Below are 22,197 nucleotides of genomic sequence, written 5' to 3' on the forward strand. Positions count from 1 at the left end.
CGATCACGTCGCTCGCCCCACAGCGACTGCGCCGGCCGAGGTCGAGCCGTCCGTGCGGTCGCTGCGCACCGTGTGGCGCAGAGCCACCACCTCGGGGTGCCGATCACCGAGCACCCGCTGCTTGATCCGCCGCGCCTGCCGCCAGTGCGATCGGGCGGCGTCGTGGTCTCCCCGGGCGTCGAGGACCGATCCGAGATTCGACAGCACCACGGCCATCTCGTAGTGATCGACCCCGCGCAGCGACGTCCAGAGACGACGGGAGCGGTTCAGCGCGACCTCGGCCTCCGACAGTCGCCCCAGCCCCAGCAACACCGCACCGAGCACCGCGAGGTCACCGGCCGCCCCCGGCGACGTCGGGCCGTCGCCACGCTCTCGCAGCGCGATCGCATGTCGCGCGAGCGGCTCGGCCGCGGCGTAGCGACCCTGGGCGTGCTCGAGCCCGGCGAGGTTGTGGAACACGAACGCGAGCCGCGGGTGATCGGCGCCGAGCGCACTGCGCAGGAGAGCGAGCGCCTCGCCATAGTGCCGAGCCGCGTCGTGAAAGCGGCGGATGTCCTTGCAGAGAATGCCAAGTGCGTTGAGAGTGGCCGCCGTCAGCATCGGGTCGGGTGGCTCGCACCGGCGGGCGAGGTCGACCGCCGCCCGGAGCTCCCGCTCCGAATCCGCGTACTGCGCCTGCAGCCGCAGACAGTCGCCGACGCGCAGCTGCGCCAGGCAGCGCGCGCGCCGATCGTCGTCGGGCGCGATCCGCAGGCTCTGCCGGTGCAACCGCACGGCACCGTCGAGATCGTCGCGGTCCCGCCGGATGTCGCCGAGGAGCTGCAGGCAGGAGACGGCGACGTCTCCGGCCACCGGCGAGCGCTCGCCGGGAGCTGGCAGGGCACACCGGACCTGCTCCGCCCGTCGTTGCGCGCCCGCCAGGTCGCCGGCACGCAGGGCGGCGCGACCGCGGCCAAGCCGGCGGCGCAGGCGCGCCGTTCGGCTGAGCGGGGAGACGATGGCCGGAACGGAAGCGTCGGGTTGCACGATCTGGCTCCGCCGTGGGCTAGCGCGGTAGCTGCTGCTCGCAGTGGTTGAGCTCCCGGCCGGCCTCGGCGGTCCATGCGGTGGCGGCCACGATCCCGGTGCTGGTCAGCAGGATGAGGAGGATCCGGCGCGCTCGCGCGCCGATCAGGGCGGTCTTGTTCGGTTTCATCACGCGTGTCCCCTCGGTTCGCAGTGGTTGGTGAAGCTGAGTCCGGCGGCTGCGGGCAGGGCAGTGGTGGCGACGATGCCACCCGCGGCAGCGAGCGCGAGAACGATCCGGCGAAGCCTTTTCATCTGGACCCCTTCCGCGTTCGCGACGGTTCCCGCCGTCGCCACCGACGCTAGGGGCCCGCGACCGGCCGCCGCCTCCGTCGGATGTCCGGGTTCGGGCCCACGATCACCGAACCTGGAGGTTCTTCCGGTGTGCCCGGCCGATCGCCGGTGATTCACTGACCACGCCCGAACCCTTCGCGACCGGCGCAGCATCGGAGACCGGCCGTACCGTGCAACGAAAGGTGAGCTGCGATGTCTCGTGCATTCCTGGTCAGGATCGCGGTCCGGGCCGCGTCGATCGTCGCGCTGATGGCGATGCTGGTCGCGCCCGGACCGGCGTCCGCGCACCAGCGCGGCGCGACAGTGCTGCCGCCGGACGCGCGGCCGTGCGGCTACTCACTGAGCGAGATGACGCGCCGGCTGGCCCTGTTCACGACGAGCGGCAACGACCAGGCCTACTACCCGCGCACCCCGTTCCAGATCTTGTACTTCGACCCGGCCACCGCGCAGGTCGACACCAGCGGCGACGGTTGGGCGTTCAGCGGCACCAACACCTTCTCCGTCCCGGCCGGAACGCAGTTCTTCGTGCCGTTGCAGAACGCGGACGACTCGCCGCCGGTGCTCGGCACGCTCCCGCGCAGCCAGGCCGAGGCAGCGTCGTACTTCTTCGACCCGGCGCAACTGGGCGCCAAGGGCTACCGGATCGATGTCGACGGTGTGGCCACCCCGATCGGACCTCGGTACGTGGCCGGTCCGGTGCGCACTCCGCCGCTGCTCGACGGTGGCGGCCGCCACATGATCACCCTCGGCGCCTTCGTCGGCCCACTGCCACCCGGCAAGCACACGGTCACCATCGACGGCGGCCTGTACGGCGATCTGTTGTTCCCGGCGTACGGCATCCGCTTCCTCCGCGGTCACTTCAGCTACCAGGTGAGCGTCGCTCCCGCTCACCCGCACCGATAGCTGGCGCGGGTACCCCGCGCTCCCCCGCCGCCGGCGGCGAGTCGCTACTTCACGTACGCGATCGGCATCGTCGCCGGCGGGTCCGGAATGGGCGACGTCGCGTACTGTGCCCGGATCGCTTCGATGAACGTCCGGCACTTGGCCGTCAGGCCGTCGCTGGTCTGCATCCGGCCCTTGGTCACCAAGATGCCGAGATCGGCGCCCTTGAAGCGATAGTCGCCGGCCGCGTACACCCGGAGGAAGAATGCCTCGTCCTCGGTGGTGATGTCGTGCCAGTCGTAGCTGGCGTTGGCGAAGACGAAGCTGCCGTCCTCGTGCAGCCGCCAGGTGCCGGTGCGCGGCGCCGCGTCGATGATCTCCACGCCCTCGTGCGGTTCCTTCATGATCAGCTGCGACCAGACGTCGACTGCGGCGAGCTCGCGCCAGCGGTCGTTGATCTCCTCGACGTCGACGGTGTATTCCACGTCGGAGAACTCCAGCAGGTGGAACAAGAACAGCGGTACGTCCGCGTAGGCACCCGCCGTCACGTTCGTCATCGACGACGCACCGGAGATCCGGGGATTCAGCTCGCCGAGATAGACCTCGTCGGTGGCCAGGTCGATCAGCACGTCGATCTCGAGGAAGCCCTTGTAGCCCTCCTGCGCCAGCCGGTCGCCGAGCGCGCGGACGTGCTGGATCGCGGTCGCCCGCTGCTTCGGCGACAACGCCTCCGGGAACAGGTCGTTGCCGCACCAGCCGCCCTTGTACGGCGTCAGCTCCGGATAGCCGGTCAGGTCGGTCATGAACGGGCCGACGATGGTGCCGTGCCGGGTGATGCAGGCCTCGACGGCGGCGGCCTTGTTGTCGATCCGCTTCATCACCTTGAGCTCTTGGCCGACCATGTCCTCGGCGTTGGCGTCCCAGTCGGCCTCGGAGGCGATGAAGAACGTGGTCTTGCCGGAGTCGCCGTACGGGGTCTGGACGACCAGGTCGAGGCCCAGCCCGTTGCTCTCGGCCAGCTCGCTCAGCGCGGCCCAGTTGTCGGCCCGGCCGAGCACGTTCGGCACCGACGGGGCGCCGGCCTCGTTGCCCAGCTGGGTGGTGACGATCTTGGAGTCGAGGCGCCGGCGCAGCGAGTCCGGCGGCAGGATGAGGTCGTAGCCGAGCTCGGAGCACAACTCCTCGGTCTCCTCGTCGAAGAAGACCATCGCGATCTTGGGACGGCCGCCGCGCGCCTTGAGATAGGCCTGCACCTCGGGGTCGCGGAGCAGGTAGTTGTTGATGTGCTCGCTGGACTCGAACTCGACGTACGGCTTGTTCTTCGGGGTGAAGACCCGCGGGTGGTGCCCGTCCCAGGAGTCGTAGTAGACCACGTAGCGGAAGTTCCGCACCCATCGATCTATGCCCAGCAGGTTGAACGCGGTCGGCCCGAAGAAGTAGATGGGCTGAGTGTTCGTCCGGAAATAGGTCCGGATCTCCGGGATCCCGTTCAGTTGCCGTGCGAAGTTCATGCGTGAGGTCCTCTCTCGGTCGGGAACTTCGGTGATCGGAACACGTACGTGATCAGAACATTCTCGACGTGTGGTGTCGGGTCGATGGTCCACCCCGACCGGTCCCGGCCGCAACGCCGGGGGGACCGTGCTCGGCGCGATCGGTGCCGTGCCGCCCCCCGGACGCCAGCATGCCGGCAACCGCGTCGCACATCCGCAGCGTGTCCTGGGTCCGCTCGTTCGCGACCGGCATCGGCCAGTGCGACACCTTCACGCACACCGTCCGGGTCCGGCGACCGACATAGATCAGCTGACCGTGGATCCCGCGGCAGAGCAGCACGTCGCCGTTCGGACTGGGCCGGAACCAGAACTGGTTGCGATACCAGCCGCCGGGATAGGCCAGCTCGGTGCCCGAGGCGGCGAAGGCCGAGCGGATGTCGGAGTCCACGCCCCAGCTGTCCCGGAGCCACCGTGGCGGCACGACCGTGCGGGTCGCATCCGGGCCCGCGGCCGGGTCGGGGACGGTGCCGCCGTCGAGCAGCATCAGTCCGAACCGGGCCAGGTCGCGCGGGCTGGCAGCGAGACCGCCGTCGTGGATCGCCATCCCGGTCGCGTCGCAGGAGAGGTACGCGTCGTACTCCGCCCCGATCGGCTGCCAGACCAGGTCCGACATCAGTCGCTGCATCGGCGTCCCGGCTGCGGTCTCGCACACCCAGCCGAGCACGTCGGTCTCGCTCGAGCGATACCAGAAGTCGCCGCCGTGCGGGCGGTCCTGGACCAGGGTCGGCAGATAGCCGCGCAGGCCGACGTCGACCAGCCGGCGGTCGAGCTCGTTGATGTCGGAGTCCGGATCGGTGTAGTGCTCGACGAACCGGACCCCGCTGCGCATGTCCAGCAGGTTGCGAGCCGTGGCGTCGGCGTAACCGGACTCCGCCAGCTCCGGCACGTACGTCCGCACCGGCGCCGACAGATCCAGCTCGCCCCGCTCGGCCAGGATCGCGGCGACGCAGCTGACCACGGACTTGGTGATGGACAGCACCGCGTGCCGGCCGGACTCGGCGCCGATGTGGCCGTACTCCTCGTGCACGAGCGCGCCGTCGTGCACGACCAGGAACGCGTCGGTGTCGGTGTCGTCCAGCACGTCGCGGGCCGAACCCTCCGATCCGTCATAACGGGTCAGCCGGATCTCGTCCACCGGCATCGATCCGGACGGCCGCGATCCCGCCGGAAGCGCACGCGGAACCTCGGCTCGCGACACCGGCACGGTCGGGGCGAGCTCGTCCAGGTGCCAGACCGCCCACTCGCTGTGCGGCGCGTCCAGCCAGGTGCTGCCGCTGGTCCCGGGCACGCGATCCGGGGGCGGCTTGGGCATGCCAGGAATCCTAGTGGTCGCGACCGGCGGCGAGGCGCGCCCGTGCCCATGCCGGGTGGCACTCGGGCCACACCCAGCGCCCGTGACTCTGGACGGCTCCGCGGCCGATGGCTACGCTCCGAAACATCGACGGCGACGCCCACCCCGATGGGCTCGCTCGCGAAGGGAGCCGACATGCACGGTTGCGCCACCATCCCGCTTTCCGCTCGACCGGCCCGGAGGGCCTGACATGTCCGGCGGCGGCGATCTGAAGAAGAACCTCAGCCAGCGGCAGCTGTCCATGATCGCGATGGGCGGCGTGATCGGCGCCGGCCTGTTCGTCGGATCGGGACAGGTGATCAAGGCCACCGGACCGGGCGCGTTCATCACGTACGCGCTCTGCGGGGTCTTGATCATCATGGTGATGCGGATGCTCGCCGAGATGGCCGTGGCAAACCCGTCCACCGGCTCGTTCGCCGACTACGCCCGCAAGGCGCTCGGCAACTGGGCGGGATTCTCGGTCGGCTGGCTCTACTGGTACTTCTGGGTGATCGTCGTCGGCTTCGAGGCGGTGGCCGGTGCCAAGGTGCTGAACTACTGGCTGCACGGGGTGCCGACCTGGCTGCTCAGCCTGATCTTGATGCTGCTGATGACCGGGACGAACCTGATCTCGGTGTCCTCCTTCGGCGAGTTCGAGTTCTGGTTCGCCGGGATCAAGGTCGCCGCGATCATCATCTTCCTGGTCACCGGCGGCCTGTTCGTGCTGGGCATCTGGCCGAACAAGCAGATGGACTTCAGCAACCTGTGGTCGAACGGCGGGTTCCTCCCGCTGGGCGGCTCGGCCATCACCGCCGGCGTGGTCACCGTGATCTTCTCGATGGTCGGCGCGGAGATCGCCACGATCGCGGCCGCCGAGTCACAAGACCCCGAACGGGCCGTCGCCAAGGCAGCCAACTCGGTCATCGTGCGGATCTCGATCTTCTTCGTCGGATCGATCTTCCTGCTCGCGGTGATCCTGCCCTGGAACTCCGAGGACCTGGCCGCCTCGCCGTACGTCTCGGCGTTCACCGCCATGGGGATCCCGTTCGCGGCCGACGTGATGAACGCCGTGGTGCTGACCGCCGTGCTGTCCTGCCTCAACTCCGGGCTCTACACCGCGTCCCGGATGCTGTTCGTGCTGGCCGCCCGGCGCGAGGCGCCGGCGGCGATGGTCTCGGTGAACGGCCGAGGCGTGCCGATGGTCGCGATCCTGACGTCGTCCATCGTCGGCTTCCTCTGCGTGATCGCCGCCGCGATCTCCCCCGACGGCGTCTTCTCCTTCCTGCTCAACTCCTCCGGCGCGATCATCTTGTTCGTCTACCTCCTGATCGCGATCTCCCAGATGGTCCTGCGCTATCGAGGCGACTCCTCCCAGCTCAAGGTCAAGATGTGGCTGTTCCCGGTGCTGTCGGCGATCACCGCACTGGCCATCCTCGGTGTGCTCGCCCAGATGTGGTTCAACCCCGAGGTCCGGATCCAGCTGGTGCTGAGCCTGCTGTCCTGGGCGGTCTGCCTGATCTTGTTCTTCGTCAACCGGGCCCGGCTCGCCCGGCTGCCCGCGGCTCCGGCCGGCCCGGCGCCGACCGGTGACGCCAAGCGGGTGCTGGTGCTGGCCAACGAGACCCTGCACTCCGACGAGTTGATCGCGGAGCTGCGCCGGATCGACGCCGACGGCAAGGCCAGCTACCTGGTCTGCGTCCCGGCCAGCGCGGTCGAGACCGGGGTCGCCGCAACGCACGGTGCCGTGTCGGTCGCCGACGCGACCCGGGAGGCCGCGCAGGCCAGATTGGACGCGACGCTCCGCTCGCTCGCAGACTGCGGTCTCGACGCGACCGGCGAGCTGGGTGACTACCGCCCGCTCCGCGCGCTGCAGACCGCGTCCGAGCAGTTCAAACCCGACCAGATCGTGATCGTCACGCTCCCGGCGTCGGAGTCGGTCTGGCAGCGGTTCGATGTGGTGGACCGGGCCCGCGGGCTCGGCATTCCGGTGACGCATGTGGAGGCGCACTCGCTGGCGGCCACCGCCTGATCAGTCCGGGTCGGCCACCGGGCGGCCGCCGAGCGGGCGACCGGCGAGCAGCTCGGCCAGCATCTCGGTGTGCTCGCCCAGGCCGGGTGGCCGGTGATAGCGCTCGACCGGCGTTCGGGAGTACCGGACCGGGTTGCGGACCTGGTCCACCTCGCCCTCGCCGGTCGGCACCCTCGGCCGGAGACCGATCCGCGACGCGAGCTCGAACGCGGAGCCGATGTCGCCTACCGCCCCGGCCGGGACGCCGGCGCCGGTGAGCCGATCGACCCACTCCATGGTCGTGCCGTCGCGGAGCAGGTGCTCGAGCTCGGCGACCAGCGCGGGCCGGTTCGCCACCCGGTCCGCGTTGCGGGCGAAGCGGGCGTCCGTGGCCAGCGCCGGCCGGCCCAGCACGGTCGCCAGCCGGGCGAACTGGCCGTCGTTGCCGCAGGCGACGGCGACCGCGCCGTCGGCGCAGTGCAGCGTCTCGTACGGGGCGATCGAGGGGTGAGCGTTGCCCAGCCGTCGGGGTGGTTGGCCGGTGGTGAGGTAGGACTGCGCCTGGTTGACCAGCGAACCGAGCAGCGAGGACAGCAGGTTCACCTCCACCAGCTGGCCGCGCCCGGACCGCTCCCGCTCGGTCAGCGCGGTGAGGATCGCGATGGTCGCGTCCTTGCCGGTCAGCACGTCCACCAGGGCGACCCCTGCCTTGGTCGGCTCACCGGCCGGGTCGCCGGTGATGCTCATCAGCCCGCCGACGGCCTGGACCAGGAAGTCGTAGCCCGGCAGGTCGGCGCCACCGTCGGACCCGAAGCCGGTGATCGAGCAATAGACGAGGCGAGGATTGACCGCCACCAGCTGGTCGTAGCCCAGCCCCCGAGCGGCCAGCGAGCCGCTGCGGAAGTTCTCCACCAGCACGTCGGCGCGGGACGCGAGCTCGATCGCGGCCGCACGATCGCCGGCATCGCTCAGGTCGAGCGCCACGCTGAGTTTGTTCCGGTTGACCGACTCGAAGTAGGAGCTGGTCCGCTCGGTCCACGGCGGGCCCCAGTGCCGGGTGTCGTCGCCCGACCCCGGCCGCTCGATCTTGACCACGGTCGCGCCGAGGTCGGCCAGCGTCATCGTTGCGTACGGGCCGGCCAGCACCCGGCTGAAGTCGGCGACGAGCAACCCGTCGAGGATCCCGGTCACGCCGCCATGATGCCGTGCCCGTCGCCGTACCCGCCCCAGCCGCCCCTTCCCCACCCAGCCGCACCGCCCTCTGGCGCCGCCCGACCCGACTCCGCACCCGACCCGGCGCCACCGCCCCCTGGCGCGCCCGACCCGACTCCGCACCCCACCCAGCCGCACCGCCCCACTTCGCGCACTCAACCGCGACCTCGCGCACCGTCGGAGGCGCGCGAAGTCGCCCTTGGACGCGCGAAGTCGCGAGGCGAGACGGCTCGACGACTCCCGTACGCCGGCTGTGGCCGGCCGACGCCGAACCCGCCGCCCACTCGGGGCCCGACTCCGCACCCCGCCCAGCCGCACCGCCCCACTTCGCGCACTCAACCGCGACCTCGCGCACCGTCGGAGGCGCGCGAAGTCGCCCTTGGACGCGCGACGTCGCGAGGCGTACGGCGCGACGACCGGCCGGCGCCGACCTGGCGTCGGGGAAGCCGGCCAGATGCGTTCCCGCTGGAGCGCCCCCGCGGCGGAACCGATCGCCACCGGTCCCACTCCATGCGTCAAGCTTGACTTGACGATCGCCACTTCGTCAAGTAAACCTTGACGCATGACGCAATATCCGATGACCATCTACGGGATCCGCGAGCCGCAGCCCGGTCCCCGCTGGCGCGGGCTGTTCGAGGCGACCTGGCCCGCGTACCGGCGCTGGTACTTCTCCGAAGGCCGGGCGGCCCGGCCGACGCCGCCGGACGCGGGTCGCGCGCTGGCCCGGTACATGCCCGAGCTGCTGCCGACCTGGGCCCGGCTGGCCGAGCAGACGACGTACGACCTCGACGCGGCGGCGATGCTGACCCACTGGAACCTGCCGGCCTTCCTGCCGGCGGGTTGCAGCCAGGTCGCGACCCGATCGCCGGGACCGGCCCTGCTGCGCAACTACGACTACGCACCGGAGCTGTTCGAGTGCGTCTCGATCTCCACCGACTACCTGCAGCCCGTGATCGGCACCGGAGACTGCCTCTGGGGCCTGCTGGACGGGATGAACGGGTCCGGGCTCGCCGTGTCGCTCACCTTCGGCGGCGATCAGGCGGTCGGCCCGGGCTTCGGGATTCCGCTGGTGCTGCGCTACCTGCTGGAGACCTGCGGACGGGTCGGCGAGGCGGAACGGGCGTTGCAACGGCTGCCGATCGCCATGGCGTACAACCTGACGATGATCGACCGCACCGGCGCGGTCCGGACGGTGCGGGTCGGGCCGGAGCAGGACCCGGAGGGACGTCCCCAGCCGGCGGCCACGAACCACCGCTGGCGCCGCCCCGGGGATCCGCGGCACGCGGCCCGGTTCCGCAGCGTCGAGCGGCTGGATCGGCTCGATCGGCTGCTCGACGGCGGTGCCGAGGCGGACGGGTTGGCCGACGGCCTGCTGCGTTCGCCCCTGCACAACACCGAGTACGCGGCCGGCTTCGGAACGCTCTACACCGCGGACTACCGGGTCGACGACGCGACGCTGACCTACCGCTGGCCCGGAACGACCTGGGTCCGAACTTTCGACTCCGCCGACGACACCGTGGACGTGGTCCTGCGGGAGGACTGAGAATGGTGCACCGTGGCGGCTGCTTTTGATGACCTGACGACTCTCGACGACCAGGCCCTGGCCGATCTCGTCCGGGCGGCGATCGCCGAGCTGTCCGGACGCGGCACCACCGCGTCGTTCGGGGCCCTGGTCGCCCTCAGCGGTGAGGTCGGCGCGGCGCTCGGCGAGGCCGCCCGTCGGGTCGCCGAGCAGGGCTCGTGGAGCCAGGTCGCCGAGATCACCGGGACCACCAAACAGGCCGCCTGGTCACGCTGGCGCTGAGCGATGCCGGACTCCGACCTGGACACCGAACTCGGGCACCGGCGCAGCGCGCGCGGGGAGAACCGGCTGCCCCCGGCGATCGCCGTGCTGGTCGCGGCGACGGCCTACGCACTGTTGCCCGAGTCGCTGCTGTTCGCACCTCGGGTCGTGATCCCGGCGATCGAGCTCGCCCTGCTGGTCGCGGTCGTGGTCGCCAATCCGCGCCGGATGGCGCGCCAAACCCGTTGGTCCCGCGCCGCGTCCGCACTGCTGGCCGCCGTGGTGATCGTCGCCAATCTGGTCGCCCTCGGCATGCTGGTCTTCCAGCTGAGCGTGGGCAATCCGTCCGGCGGATCGCTCCTCGTCGCCGCGATCCAAGTCTGGCTGACCAACGTGATCGGGTTCGCCCTGCTGTTCTGGGAGCTCGATCGCGGCGGCCCGGTGGCGCGACGGGTGAAGCGGCGCACCGACCTGCCGCCAGCCGACTTCCGCTTCTCCCACGACGAGAACGCCGACACCGTCGTCGAGGTCGCGACGACCGCGAGCGAGCGCAGTGGCTGGATCCCGGTCTTCGTCGACTACCTCTACCTGTCGCTGACCAACTCCAGCGCGTTCAGCCCGACCGACACGATGCCGCTCAGCAGCCGCGCCAAGCTGTTGATGGGCCTGGAGGCCTCGGCCGCGCTGTTCGTCAGCCTGATCGTGGTCGCCCGCGCCGTCGGGGCACTCGGCGGCCAGTAGGTCGTGCCGCCCGCTCGGGTCGCTGTCATCGGGAAGTGTCAAGATCGTGCTTGCGACGACCGCGGGCCGACCGCGCCGCCGACCATGATCGAGACGGACGACGCAGCTGAAAGGCAGTCAGATGACGACCACCGTGCCCGAGAACTCCCTGCCCGAGACCATGACCGCCAGCGTGCTGAGCGGCGTGAAGGCCCTCGCGATCGAAGAAGTCCCGGTCCCGCCGGTCGACGCCGACGAGGTCCTCGTCGAGATCGCCGCCGTCGGCGTGTGCGGCTCCGACACCCACTACTACCGGCACGGCCGGATCGGCGACTTCGTCGTCGACGGCCCGCTGATCCTCGGCCACGAGTGCTCCGGCACGATCGTCGCCGTCGGCTCGGACGTGCCGCCGTCGCGGATCGGCGAGCGAGTCGCGATCGAGCCGCAGAAGAACTGCCGCCGCTGCCGCGAGTGCCGAGCCGGCCGTTACAACCTGTGTCCGAACATGGAGTTCTACGCCACCCCGCCGATCGACGGCGCCTTCGCCCGCTACGCCGTGATCCGCACCGAGTTCGCCCACCACGTGCCGGACTCGCTCACCGACGAGGCCGCCGCCCTGCTGGAACCGCTCTCGGTGGCGATCACCACCATGCGGAAGGCGGGTGTGGCACCCGGTTCGTCCATCCTGATCGCCGGGGCCGGCCCGATCGGGATCATCTGTGCCCAGACCGCCCGCGCATTCGGTGCGGCCGAGATCATCGTCACCGACCTGGTCGCCGAGCGGCGCGAGCGTGCGCTGCGCTTCGGCGCCACCAGGGTCATCGACCCGACCCAGGTGAACGTCGCGGAGGCAGGTCTCGACGTCAACGCCTTCGTCGACGCGAGCGGCTCGCCGCGCGCGGTGAGCGACGGGATCAAGGCCGTCCGTCCCGCGGGCACGGCGGTCTTGGTCGGGCTCGGGTCGCCGGAGATGACGCTGCCGGTGGAACACATCCAGAACCTGGAGATCACGGTCACCGGCATCTTCCGCTACACCGACACCTGGCCGGCCGCCATCCACCTGGTCGCTAGCGGACAGGTGGACCTCGACTCCCTGGTCACCGGGCAGTTCGATCTCGACCATGCCGACGAGGCGCTGGAGTCCGATACCCATCCCGACAGCCTGAAGTCCATCGTCTATCCGGGACGACGCAGCCGCTGATCCCGCCGGAGCCCGGTTACAGCGCCTGGTCCAGGTACGTCGGCAGCATCTGCCACCAGGTCGGCCAGTCGTGGTCGTAGTCGGGGCCCCAGTCGTCCACCCGGTTCGGCACGCCCTTGGCGCCGAGCGCGTTCCCGGCCCGCCAGGACTCGCCGATGTCCTCCCAGCGACCGGAGCCGGACGGGATGAAGACGAACCGCTGCCGGAGCCGGTCGAGGTCGGGCCCGTCCAGCCCGGGCAGGAACCGTAGCGGGGAGGCGAAGTACAACTCGTCGGTGAAGCCACCGATGAACTTCTCGATGTCGAACGTGCCGCTCATACAGATCGCCGACCGGAACAGCTGCGGCCAGCGGCAGATCAGCGCCAGCGAGTTGAAGGCACCGATGGAGGCACCGGCGACGATCACGTCCTGCGGTCCGGCGGAGTCGGCGTGGATGGCCGGCACGACTTCGTACGCGATCGCCTGCTGGAACGCGTTGAACAACCAGCAGCGGTAGTCCAGCGAGCCGTCGTTCGCCGTCATGGCCTTTCCGGCGATGCTGTCACAGGAATAGATCTTGACCCGGCCCTGCTCGACGAACGGCCAAACGTGTTCGACCAGCTTGTGCCGCTCGATCTCCTCCGCGTCGCCGCCGGCGGTCGGGAAGACCAGCACCGGCACCCCGTAGTGGCCCCACCGGGCCAGGCTGATCGGCTGGTGCATCCGATCGGACTCCCAGCGCTCCACCGCTTTCCAGTCACTCATCCCGGCCTCCCGCAGATCCCGCCGACTCCGATTCCGACTCCGACCCGAGCCGGCTCACTCGTACACGAACTTCGCCTCGCCCGGATGCAGCCAGGTCAGCCCGTCGCGCAGCCGGTCCCGCCAGTTCTCCCAGTTGTGCCCGTCCCGCGCCTCGACGTAGCGCACCTCGATCCCGGCCTCGCGGAACGTGGTGACCATCGACCGGTTCGGCGCGATCAACGGCTCGTACATCCCGCAGGTGATGAACATCCGCTCGACGATCCGGCGCGGCCGGGCGCGGTAGGCGTTGACGAACTTCACCACCGGGTCGAACACCGCACCGCCCCCGTGATTGTCGCCGATGTCGGTGAAGACGAGCGACGCCGACTCCAGGAACAACGAACCGAAGGCACCCGGATAGCGGGCCGCGGTGGACACCGCCGCGACACCGCCGAAGCTCGACCCCATCAGGGTCCGGCCGTCCGGGGTCGGCACCAGCGGCAGGTTGTCGGTGAGGTACGGCATCAGCTCGCGGGCGATGAACCGGGCGTGCGGCGCGTGGTTGGCGTACTCCTTCAGCCGGTTGCCGCCCGGCGGTACGAAGGCGACCACCATCTCGGCGATCTCACCCCGGTGGATCAGGTTGTCCAGCACGGTCTTGAACGCGGCGAAGTCGAGGTAGTCGCGGCCGTCGTGCACGATCAGCAACGGATAGCGCACGACGCTGCGGAACCGGGCCGGCAGATACAGCCCGAAACCGACGTCGCGGCGCAGCGCCTTGCTCTTGATCACCTGCTCGCTCAGCTCGCCGGGGCGCGTCTCCGGGTCGGGCCGGCACCACTCCGGCACCTGGTAGCCCGTCGCCGCCAGCGCCGAGCTGGCGCCGAACGGCCCGTGGGCGACCTTCGGGTTCAGCGGGTCGTTGACATAGCCCTCGTGGTGATCGCCCCAGACCAGCTCGAACTGGTATTCCACCCGGGATTTTTCGGGCATCTCGATCGTCACGTACCACAGGTCGGTGTCGCGGATCCGGCGCAGCGGCAGCGGATCGCGCAGGCCGACCACCCGGTGCCGGACCATCACCTCGTCGGCCTCGCCGCGCCACAGGAAGGTCGCGCGGTCACCCTCGACGATCGGCGCGCCATGGCGTTCGATGAACCGGTCGATCGCGGCGGAGTCCAACGGCCGGCGATCCATCAGCCGGTTGATCGCGAGCTTGCGCCGCCGCTTGTACGTCGGTCCGTGCACGGCCGCGGTCATCCCGCTTCCGCCTGTTCCGCCTCCGCCAGCCCGGACACCCGGCCGTCGCGTCCGATCACGCGTACGTCCGACGGCAGCGAGCCGTCCGGGCCCAGATCGACCCGGGCACCGTCGTCCAGCAGCAGACAGCTGGCGTCGGCGAAGCGGCGGACCAGCACCTGGAGCACGCTGGGGTCGTCCATCCGCAGCCGGCGCCGAGCGTGCGGCAGGGCGACGATCCGCGGCGCCCGGCCGAGACCTCGGTCCCAGACCTCCGAACCGACCATGCCGCTGGGACCGCGATCGTTGTAGAGCACCACGCGATCGGTCAGCGCCATCGCACCGGCCGACCAGGCGACCACCGGCCGCTCGGCCGGCAGCTCGACCACGAACACCTGCAGGCAGCGCAGCAGCACGCCGACATGGCCGCCGGCAATGGCGACCGCGCCGGCCGCCGAGACCAGCTCCGCCACCTCGGCCCGGTGCCGGAGCAGCGGCTCGCTCCGCTCGGGCGGCGCGGCGACCACCAGCTCGCCGTGGATCTGCTCGACCAGCCCGAGATACCACCGGTCGATGGTGCGCACCAGCTCGACGCCGTCGGCCAGCGCGGAGGCGGCGAGATCGGCGCGACGCACGGTGCGGCGCTGGATCGCGTACACACTGTCCAGCGCGCGCTGCAGCCGGATCGAGTAGATGCCGGCCAGCTCGTCGATGGCCTCCTGATGAGCCGCGGCCGCCTCGGCGAACCGCTCGTCGGTGGCGAGCACGTCGCTGAGCCGGCCGTACAGGTTCAGATGGACCGCTCGTCCCTCCAGCACGGCATCGAGCTCGGTGGTGTTGCTCTCCCGGTCCTGCCAGCCGGCCGTGACCGTCGCGATCGGCCCCTCGGGCGCCACCGCGCGGACGGCGGCACCGGCGGTGGTCCGGAACCGCTGCGGGCCGAGCAGAACCGTCGCAGTCACCCGCACCACCCGACCCGGTCCCGCAGCCCGAGCCTCCCCTCCCGCACCCGGAAGCTGTGCAGTAGGTGCAGGTCCGCCCGGCGTGTCGCTGCTAGACGCGCACAGTTTCCGCGGAGGTGGTGAGGAGTCACCCCGCCCAGACCTTCACGGTGCGGCCGACGTCGTCGAGCATGCCGCGGACCGTGTCGTAGTCGGGGTGCCGCATCCGTACCCAGGCGTTCGCCATGTAGCCGGCCTCGACCGGCTGGGTGCCGGTGCCGGGCTCGGGCAGGTGGGCGTCGATCACCCACTCGCCGTGCCGCTGCTGGATCTCGTCGACCCCGGAGTATCCGGTGATCCGGCCGTCCTGGGAGGGCCGCAGCGCCACGATCCCCGCCGAGTACGCCCGCGACAGCGGCCGCTCGGTGGTGCCGTGGACGATCGCGTGCGCCCACTCCCGGTAGACGTCCACGTCGTTGGCCGCGGAGTACAGGTCCCAGGCCCCGACGCCCGGCGGGCGGCAGCCGATCTCGGAGAACCGCAGCCCCTTCGGGCCGTAGAACCACTCCATGTGGGTGGCCGACGTCCCGATCCCGAGGGCCTCGATCACCCGGGCGCCCATCTCGCGGACCTCGGCATAGAACGGGGAGTCGCCGATCCGGTTGGTGGTCACGAACTGCGGGGAGATCCAGCGGTGCCGCATCGCCTCGAGCACGTTCGGGTAGTAGTGGGTGACCCAGTCCTGGCTGACCCGGCCGTCGATCGCGATGGTGTCGTAGAAGCCCTCGTGTCCTTCCACGAACTCCTCGATCGCGATCGAGTCATAGCTGCCGAAGTTCACCAGCGCGCCACGGAGTTCGTCCATCGAGTCGACCCGGGTGGTGTCCAGCGCGCCGGCTCCCGCGCGGGGCTTGAGGATCAGCGGGAACCCGACCTCGTTCGCGAACGCGACCGCCGCGTCGACGGTCTCTACCGCGGTCGAGGCCGCGGTCGGCACCCCGGCCGCCCGCAGGGCTTCCTTCATCGACGGCTTGTCCCGGCACAGCCAGGTCGTGCGCACCGACGTACCCGGGATGTGGCGGGCCTCGCGCACCCGCGCCGCGGTCATCTGGTGCGACTCGATGGTGGATTCCAGCCGGTCCACCCAGACATGGCTCTGCGCCCACTCGACCGCGGCGTTCAGCTGTCCTTCGTCGGTGACGTTGCCCACCCGGTAGTACGCACTCAGCTGGCCGCGGAGCTCGTCGCCGAGATCGTGCTCGCCGTATTCGCCGACGCCGATCACATTGGCGCCGACTCCGGCCAGCGCGGCGACGAACCGACGCTGGTTGTTCGGGAAGAACGGTTCCACGAAGATCACGTTCACGGTGCCCTCCTCGGCGATTCGGGCATCGTATCGCCGCCGCTCCAGCCGACGACGGCGCGCCGAGCTCGTCGAAGCGCGGGTGGAGTGCCCTTCGACAGGCTCAGGGCACCTTCGATGGGGGCCAGGCGCGACCTGGGCGCGAAAAAGTGGCAGGCTTCGGATGATGCTCCCAGCCGGGCGTCATCGTCGACTCCACGGAGGTGGACACACTCGATGTTCTCGCGCATCGCCATCGTCAACCGGGGCGAGGCCGCCATGCGGCTGATCCACGCGGTTCGTGACCTCAACGCCGAGGCAGGCCCCACCGGTCACCGGATCGAAACGGTGGCGCTGCATACCGAGGGCGAGCGACGGGCGATGTTCGTCCGCGAGGCGGACCTCGCCTACAACCTCGGTCCGGCGGCCAACCGACCCTATCTGGACTACGCGCTGCTGGAGACGGCACTGCGGGAGTGCGGCGCGGACGCTGCCTGGGTCGGCTGGGGCTTCGTGGCCGAGCACCCCGAGTTCGCCGAGCTCTGCGAACGGATCGGCGTCACCTTCATCGGGCCGAGCGCGGAGGCGATGCGCAAGCTCGGCGACAAGATCGGCTCCAAGCTGATCGCCGAAGAGGTCGGCGTCCCGGTCGCGCCGTGGAGCGGCGGCGGGGTGGACACCCTCGACGACGCGAAGAAGGCGGCGGCGGGCATCGGCTATCCGCTGATGCTCAAGGCCACCGCGGGCGGCGGTGGCCGCGGCATCCGGATGGTCGCCTCCGACGCCGACCTGACCGATGCGTACGAACGCACCCGGGACGAGGCCCAGCGCGCCTTCGGCTCCGGGGTCGTCTTCCTGGAGCGGCTGGTCACCGGCGCCCGCCACGTCGAGGTCCAGGTGATCGCCGACGGCCCCGGCCCGACCGGAGAACCCGGGACCGCGTGGGCCCTCGGCGTTCGCGACTGCTCGGTGCAGCGCCGCAACCAGAAGGTGATCGAGGAGTCTGCTTCGCCGGTGCTGGCGCCGGACCAGGTCGACGAGCTCAAGACGGCGGCCGAGCGGCTCGCCGTGGCGGTCGGGTACGCCGGCGCCGGCACGGTGGAGTTCTTGTATCACCCCGGCGAGAAGTTCTTCGCGTTCCTCGAGGTCAACACCCGGCTGCAGGTCGAGCACCCGATCACCGAGGTCACCACCGACACCGACCTGGTCAAGCTGCAGATCCACGTGGCCTCCGGCGGGCGGCTGAGCGGTGAGCGACCGGTCGAGGTCGGGCACGCGGTGGAGGCGCGACTCAACGCGGAGGATCCGGATCGCGACTTCGCCCCGGCACCGGGCCGGATCACGCTGCTCGACCTGCCCTCCGGCCCCGGGATCCGGGTCGACACCGGGGTCGGCGAGGGTGACGCGATCCCGGCCGACTTCGACTCGATGATCGCCAAGATCATCGCCTTCGGCCGCGACCGGGACGAGGCGCTGGCCCGGCTGCGGCGGGCGATGCAGGAGACCACCGTCGTGATCGAGGGCGGCGCGACCAACAAGAGCTTCGTGCTCGATCTGCTGGACGCGCCCGAGGTGATCGCGGGGACCGCCGACACCGGCTGGATCGACCGCGTCCGCAGCCAGGGCGGGCTGGTGGCCCACCGGCACTCCGGGATCGCCCTGGTGGCAGCCGGGATCGAGTCGTACGAGACCGAGGAGGCCGTCGAGCGGACCCGGTTGATCGAGACCGCACGGGGCGGCCGACCGCAGGTGCAGCATCGCACCGGCCGCGCGATCGACGTGAAGCTGCGCGGGATCTCCTACAAGGTGACCGTGTTCCGGACCGGTCCGCACCGGTTCCGGGTCGTGATCGCGACCGCGGCGGGCGAGCACACCGTCGACGCCGACCTGGACCGGATCGACGAGTACAAGAGCCGGCTGACGGTCGGCGGACGGACCCATCGGCTCGTCACCGCGACCCACGGCCCGGTCCAGCTGGTCGAGGTCGACGGGGTGACCCACCGGGTCAGCCTGGACGAGGGCGGTGTGCTGCGCTCGCCGGCCCCCGCGCTGGTGGTGGCCACGCCGGCTTTGGTCGGCGCCGAGGTGGCCTCCGGAGCGCCGGTGCTGGTGCTCGAGTCGATGAAGATGGAGACGGTCCTCAACGCTCCGTTCGCGGCCCGGGTGAAGGAGCTCCTGGTCTCCGCCGGCAGCCAGGTGGAGACCGGCGCCCCGCTGATCCGGTTGGAACCGGTCGGCGACGCGGCGGACGAGTCCGGCGCGGGCGAGGACGTGGAGGCGATCGATCTCGACCTGCCGAACGGCCGCTCCGCTCCGGTCGGGCTGGCCGAGCGCGCGGCCGCCCACCGCCGGGACCTGCTCGCGGTTCTGCTCGGCTACGACGTCGACCCCCGGGACAACGGCGGCACGCTGACGGCATATCTCGGCGAGCGCGACGAGCTCGCCGCCGAGGGACACCCGCCGCTGGTGGCCGAGCTCGGCCTGCTGGAGGCGTTCGCCGACTTCGCCGAGCTGTCCCGCAACCGGCCGGTCGGCGAGGACCTGCACCTGGAGAACCAGGTGCACAGCCCGCGCGAGCACTTCCATACCTATCTGCAGAGCTTCGACCCCGAGCGCGGCGCGCTGCCCGAGGACTTCCGGACCAAGCTCGGCCGGGTGCTGCGGCACTACGGCGTGACCGAGCTGGACCGGACGCCGGAGCTGGAGCAGGCGGTCTTCCGGATGTTCCTGGCCCAGCAGCGCTCCACCCCCGACGTCCAGCTGGTCACCGCGCTGCTGCAACGGTGGAGCGGCGAGTCGACACCGGATGCCGTGCTGGACGGCACGCTGAGCCAGCGTGCCGTCCGTGAGGTGCTCGACCGGCTGGTCACGGCCACCCAGCTGCGCTTCCCGGTCGTCGGCGACCTGGCCCGGAGTGTGCGATTCCGCTGGTTCGACCAGCCGCTGGTCGACGCCGAGCGGGACAGCGTCCTGGCCGGGGTCGGTCCCGAGCTGGTCGCGCTGACCGGGATGCCGGCGGGGCCGGATCGCGACGCCCGGCTCGATCGGCTGGCCGAGATCCCGGAACAGATCGTCAGGTTCCTGGCCCAGCGGATCGAGGGCGGCAAGATCCCGACCGACGAGCCGATGCTGGCGGTGTTGATCAAGCGGCACTACCGCGACTACGACCTGCACGACCTGCGGGAGTTCAGCGTCCGGGATCGCCCGTTCGCGGTCGCCGACTACACCACCGACCGGCGGCCGACGCACCTGGTGACGACGATCGGCCGGCTCGACGAGCTGGTCCCGGACAGCTCTCTGGTCGAGGCCGTGGCCGACCGGATCGCCGAGGCTCCCGAGGGGCATCGCAGCGTCGTCGACCTCTATCTCTCCTGGCCGGAGACGCCGGAGTCGCCGGACGAGGCGTCGGCGGCGATCGCGGAGCGGCTCGAACAGCTCACGTTCGCCCACGAGGCGCGCCGGGTCACGGTCGCCGTCTGTCCGGGCGGCGCCCGCGGTGTCGGCTACTTCATCTTCCGGCCCGAGGTCGGACGGGACGGGGAGCCCACCGGCCGGCTGGCGGAGGACGTACTCGTCCGCGGGGTGCATCCGATGGTCGCGCGCCGGCTGACGCTGGGCCGGCTGCGGGAGTTCGACGTGACCCGGCTCGACGCCCCCGAGGACGTCCTGCTCTATCGCTGCGTCGCGCCCGGCAACGAGTCCGACCAGCGCCTGGTCGCGCTGGCCCAGGTCAGGCAGCTGGCCGTGGTCCGCGACGAGCAGGGCCGGGTCGTCGGCCTGCCGCACGCCGAGCGGGCGATCGCCAACTGCCTGGAGGCGATCCGCCGGGTGCGGGCCGCCGGCGGCGCGGCCGGTGACCGGCTCGACATGAACTACGTCTGGGTCTACATCTGGCCGACCATCGCCGCCGAGGTCGAGCAGCTCACCTCGCTGAAGGAGAAGATCGCCCCGCTGACCGCCGGCGCCGGCATCGAGGAGGTGCTGGTCGGCGGCACCGTGGCTTTCCCTGACGGGACTGACCAGCTGCTGGTCGCCGGCTTCCACTACCAGCCGGGTTCGGGCGTGGTGACCTCGCTCGGCGGTGCACCGACCGAGCGGCTGAAGCCGCTCGACGACTATGCCCAGAAGGTGGTCCGGGCACGGCGGCGCGGGGTGGTCTACCCGTACGAGCTGCAGGCCATGATCGCCGGCCCGGGCGGCACGGCCACCGAGTACGACCTCGACGACACCGGCGTACTGGTGCCCGTCGACCGGCCGTACGGCCTGAACAAGGCCGGCATCATCGCGGGCCTCATCACCACCCCGACCAAGCTGTATCCGGAGGGCATCACCCGGGTCCTGCTGTGCGGCGACCCGCTGCGGGCGCTCGGCGCGCTCGGCGAGGCGGAGTGCGCCCGGGTGATCGCGGCGCTGGACCTGGCCGAGTCGATGGGCGTGCCGGTGGAGTGGTTCGCCATCTCCGCGGGTGCACGGATCTCGATGGAATCCGGCACCGAGAACATGGACTGGGTCGCCAAGGCGCTGAAGCGAATCGTCGAGTTCACCCAGGCCGGCGGCGAGATCAACATCGTCGTGGCCGGCATCAACGTGGGCGCGCAGCCGTACTGGAACGCCGAGGCGACCATGCTGATGCACACCAAGGGCATCCTCGTGATGACCCCGGACAGCGCGATGGTGCTGACCGGCAAGCAGTCGCTGGACTTCTCCGGCGGCGTCTCGGCCGAGGACAACTTCGGCATCGGCGGCTACGACCGGGTGATGGGGCCGAACGGCCAGGCGCAGTACTGGGCGCCGGATCTCGCCGGCGCGCTGGCGATCTTGATGGCCCACTACGATCACACGTACGTCGCTCCCGGCGAGGCCGGGCCGCGCCGCGCGGAGACCGAGGACCCGTTCGACCGGGACGTCACCGGCTATCCGCACGACCCGGCCGGATCGGGCTTCACCACCGTCGGCGACGTCTTCTCCGCCGAGACCAACCCAGACCGGAAGAAGGCCTTCGACATCCGGACGGTGATGGCCGCGGTCGCCGATGCCGATCACGCCACGCTGGAACGCTGGGCCGGGATGGCCGACGCGGAGACGTCGGTGGTCTGGGACGCCCATCTCGGCGGGTTCCCGGTCTGCCTGATCGGGATCGAGTCGAAGGCGGTGCCGCGACGCGGCTTCCCGCCCACCGACGGCCCCGACGTCTACACCGCTGGCACGCTGTTCCCGCGCTCGTCGAAGAAGACCGCGCGGGCGATCAACGCGGCCAGCGGGAACCGCCCGGTCGTGGTGCTCGCCAACCTGTCCGGGTTCGACGGGTCACCGGAGTCGATGCGCCGGTTCCAGCTGGAGTACGGCGCGGAGATCGGCCGGGCCATCGTCAACTTCGACGGTCCGATCGTGTTCTGCGTCATCTCCCGCTATCACGGCGGCGCGTTCGTGGTCTTCTCCAAGGCGCTCAACCCGGCGATGACCATCTTGGCGGTCGAGGGGTCGTACGCCTCGGTAATCGGCGGCGCACCGGCCGCGGCCGTGGTGTTCACTCGCGACGTCGACGCGCGGACCGCGAAGGACCCGCGGGTCGCGTCGCTGCAGCGCCGGCTGTCGGAGGCGTCCGGCTCGGCCCGCGCGGCCCTGACCACCGAGCTGGCCGAGGTACGCCGAGACGTCCGGGCGGAGAAGCTCGGCGAGGTGGCGACGGAGTTCGACCGGGTGCACAACATCCACCGCGCCGTCGAGGTCGGCTCGGTGGACGAGGTGATCGCCGGCTCCGAGCTGCGTCCGAAGATCATTGCCGCGCTGGAGTCCGCCCTCGGGACCCGCTGACCGACCCGCACGCCCCACTCGGCTCCGCGCCTCGCCCAGCCGCGCCCGCCTTACTCCGCACCCCCGCCCAGCCGCGCCCGCCTCACTCCGCA

The 22,197-nt window shown here is 70.9% G+C and carries 16 protein-coding genes; 7 read left to right on the forward strand and 9 right to left on the reverse strand.

The annotated features are described in order from the left end of the window. Window positions 1-3: 3 nt before the first annotated feature. Together ABD747_RS23540 and ABD747_RS23545 are read right to left on the reverse strand one after the other, a co-directional pair. Window positions 4-1,026, reverse strand: a complete 1,023-nt coding sequence (locus tag ABD747_RS23540) for a tetratricopeptide repeat protein (RefSeq protein WP_344809283.1) — start codon at window positions 1,024-1,026, stop codon at window positions 4-6. A 19-nt stretch (window positions 1,027-1,045) separates the two neighbouring features. Then, entirely contained in the window at window positions 1,046-1,198 is a 153-nt protein-coding gene (locus ABD747_RS23545; RefSeq protein ID WP_344809285.1) for a hypothetical protein, read from the reverse strand. A gap of 353 nt (window positions 1,199-1,551) precedes the next feature. Between ABD747_RS23545 and ABD747_RS23550 the strand changes: the two genes are divergently transcribed. Then, window positions 1,552-2,262: a hypothetical protein gene (locus ABD747_RS23550; protein ID WP_344809287.1), complete on the forward strand. Its 711-nt coding sequence runs from the start codon at window positions 1,552-1,554 to the stop codon at window positions 2,260-2,262. Window positions 2,263-2,306: 44 nt separating this feature from the next. Here the strand turns inward: ABD747_RS23550 and ABD747_RS23555 are convergent, their stop codons facing one another. Both ABD747_RS23555 and ABD747_RS23560 read right to left on the reverse strand, forming a co-directional pair. Continuing rightward, window positions 2,307-3,752 carry a biotin carboxylase gene (locus ABD747_RS23555; RefSeq protein ID WP_344809289.1) on the reverse strand — a complete coding sequence of 482 codons (1,446 nt, stop codon included), beginning with the start codon at window positions 3,750-3,752 and terminating at the stop codon, window positions 2,307-2,309. 52 nt (window positions 3,753-3,804) lie between these two features. Then, window positions 3,805-5,103, reverse strand: coding sequence for a serine hydrolase domain-containing protein (locus ABD747_RS23560; protein ID WP_344809291.1), 1,299 nt, complete (start codon window positions 5,101-5,103; stop codon window positions 3,805-3,807). 229 nt (window positions 5,104-5,332) lie between these two features. Here ABD747_RS23560 and ABD747_RS23565 point away from each other — a divergent pair, with 229 nt between their 5' ends. Beyond that, a complete protein-coding gene (locus ABD747_RS23565) occupies window positions 5,333-7,150 on the forward strand; it encodes an amino acid permease (protein ID WP_344809293.1) in 1,818 nt (605 codons plus the stop codon). Here the strand turns inward: ABD747_RS23565 and ABD747_RS23570 are convergent, their stop codons facing one another. Beyond that, entirely contained in the window at window positions 7,151-8,320 is a 1,170-nt protein-coding gene (locus ABD747_RS23570) for a CaiB/BaiF CoA transferase family protein (RefSeq protein WP_344809295.1), read from the reverse strand. Between the two features lie 583 nt (window positions 8,321-8,903). On the opposite strand from ABD747_RS23570, the gene ABD747_RS23575 reads away from it, so the two are divergent. The 4 genes from ABD747_RS23575 to ABD747_RS23590 all read left to right on the forward strand — a co-directional run bounded on the left by ABD747_RS23575 (window position 8,904) and on the right by ABD747_RS23590 (window position 12,045). Further along, window positions 8,904-9,884, forward strand: a complete 981-nt coding sequence (locus tag ABD747_RS23575; RefSeq protein WP_344809297.1) for a C45 family peptidase — start codon at window positions 8,904-8,906, stop codon at window positions 9,882-9,884. 12 nt (window positions 9,885-9,896) lie between these two features. After that, complete coding sequence (locus ABD747_RS23580; protein ID WP_344809299.1) at window positions 9,897-10,145, forward strand: hypothetical protein; 249 nt, start codon at window positions 9,897-9,899, stop codon at window positions 10,143-10,145. A 3-nt stretch (window positions 10,146-10,148) separates the two neighbouring features. Beyond that, window positions 10,149-10,865: a hypothetical protein gene (locus ABD747_RS23585; protein ID WP_344809301.1), complete on the forward strand. Its 717-nt coding sequence runs from the start codon at window positions 10,149-10,151 to the stop codon at window positions 10,863-10,865. Window positions 10,866-10,986: 121 nt separating this feature from the next. Then, the gene (locus ABD747_RS23590; RefSeq protein WP_344809303.1) at window positions 10,987-12,045 is read left to right on the forward strand and encodes an NAD(P)-dependent alcohol dehydrogenase; all 1,059 of its coding nucleotides are present in this window, start codon (window positions 10,987-10,989) and stop codon (window positions 12,043-12,045) included. 16 nt (window positions 12,046-12,061) lie between these two features. On the opposite strand, the gene ABD747_RS23595 is transcribed toward ABD747_RS23590, so the two are convergent. The 4 genes from ABD747_RS23595 to ABD747_RS23610 all read right to left on the reverse strand — a co-directional run bounded on the left by ABD747_RS23595 (window position 12,062) and on the right by ABD747_RS23610 (window position 16,315). After that, the gene (locus tag ABD747_RS23595; protein ID WP_344809305.1) at window positions 12,062-12,790 is read right to left on the reverse strand and encodes an esterase family protein; all 729 of its coding nucleotides are present in this window, start codon (window positions 12,788-12,790) and stop codon (window positions 12,062-12,064) included. Between the two features lie 54 nt (window positions 12,791-12,844). After that, window positions 12,845-14,029, reverse strand: coding sequence for an alpha/beta hydrolase-fold protein (locus ABD747_RS23600; protein WP_344809307.1), 1,185 nt, complete (start codon window positions 14,027-14,029; stop codon window positions 12,845-12,847). Beyond that, on the reverse strand, window positions 14,026-14,970 hold the full coding sequence (locus ABD747_RS23605) for a hypothetical protein (RefSeq protein WP_344809309.1): 945 nt from the start codon (window positions 14,968-14,970) through the stop codon (window positions 14,026-14,028). The genes ABD747_RS23600 and ABD747_RS23605 overlap by 4 nt, the downstream gene beginning before the upstream one ends. A 127-nt stretch (window positions 14,971-15,097) precedes the next feature. Next, on the reverse strand, window positions 15,098-16,315 hold the full coding sequence (locus ABD747_RS23610) for an ATP-grasp domain-containing protein (protein WP_344809311.1): 1,218 nt from the start codon (window positions 16,313-16,315) through the stop codon (window positions 15,098-15,100). Window positions 16,316-16,528: 213 nt separating this feature from the next. On the opposite strand from ABD747_RS23610, the gene ABD747_RS23615 reads away from it, so the two are divergent. Next, window positions 16,529-22,105, forward strand: coding sequence for an ATP-binding protein (locus tag ABD747_RS23615; protein ID WP_344809313.1), 5,577 nt, complete (start codon window positions 16,529-16,531; stop codon window positions 22,103-22,105). Window positions 22,106-22,197 lie beyond the last annotated feature (92 nt).

Origin of the sequence: Microlunatus ginsengisoli (genome assembly GCF_039537205.1) — a bacterium.
GTDB classification, from domain to species: domain Bacteria; phylum Actinomycetota; class Actinomycetes; order Propionibacteriales; family Propionibacteriaceae; genus Microlunatus; species Microlunatus ginsengisoli.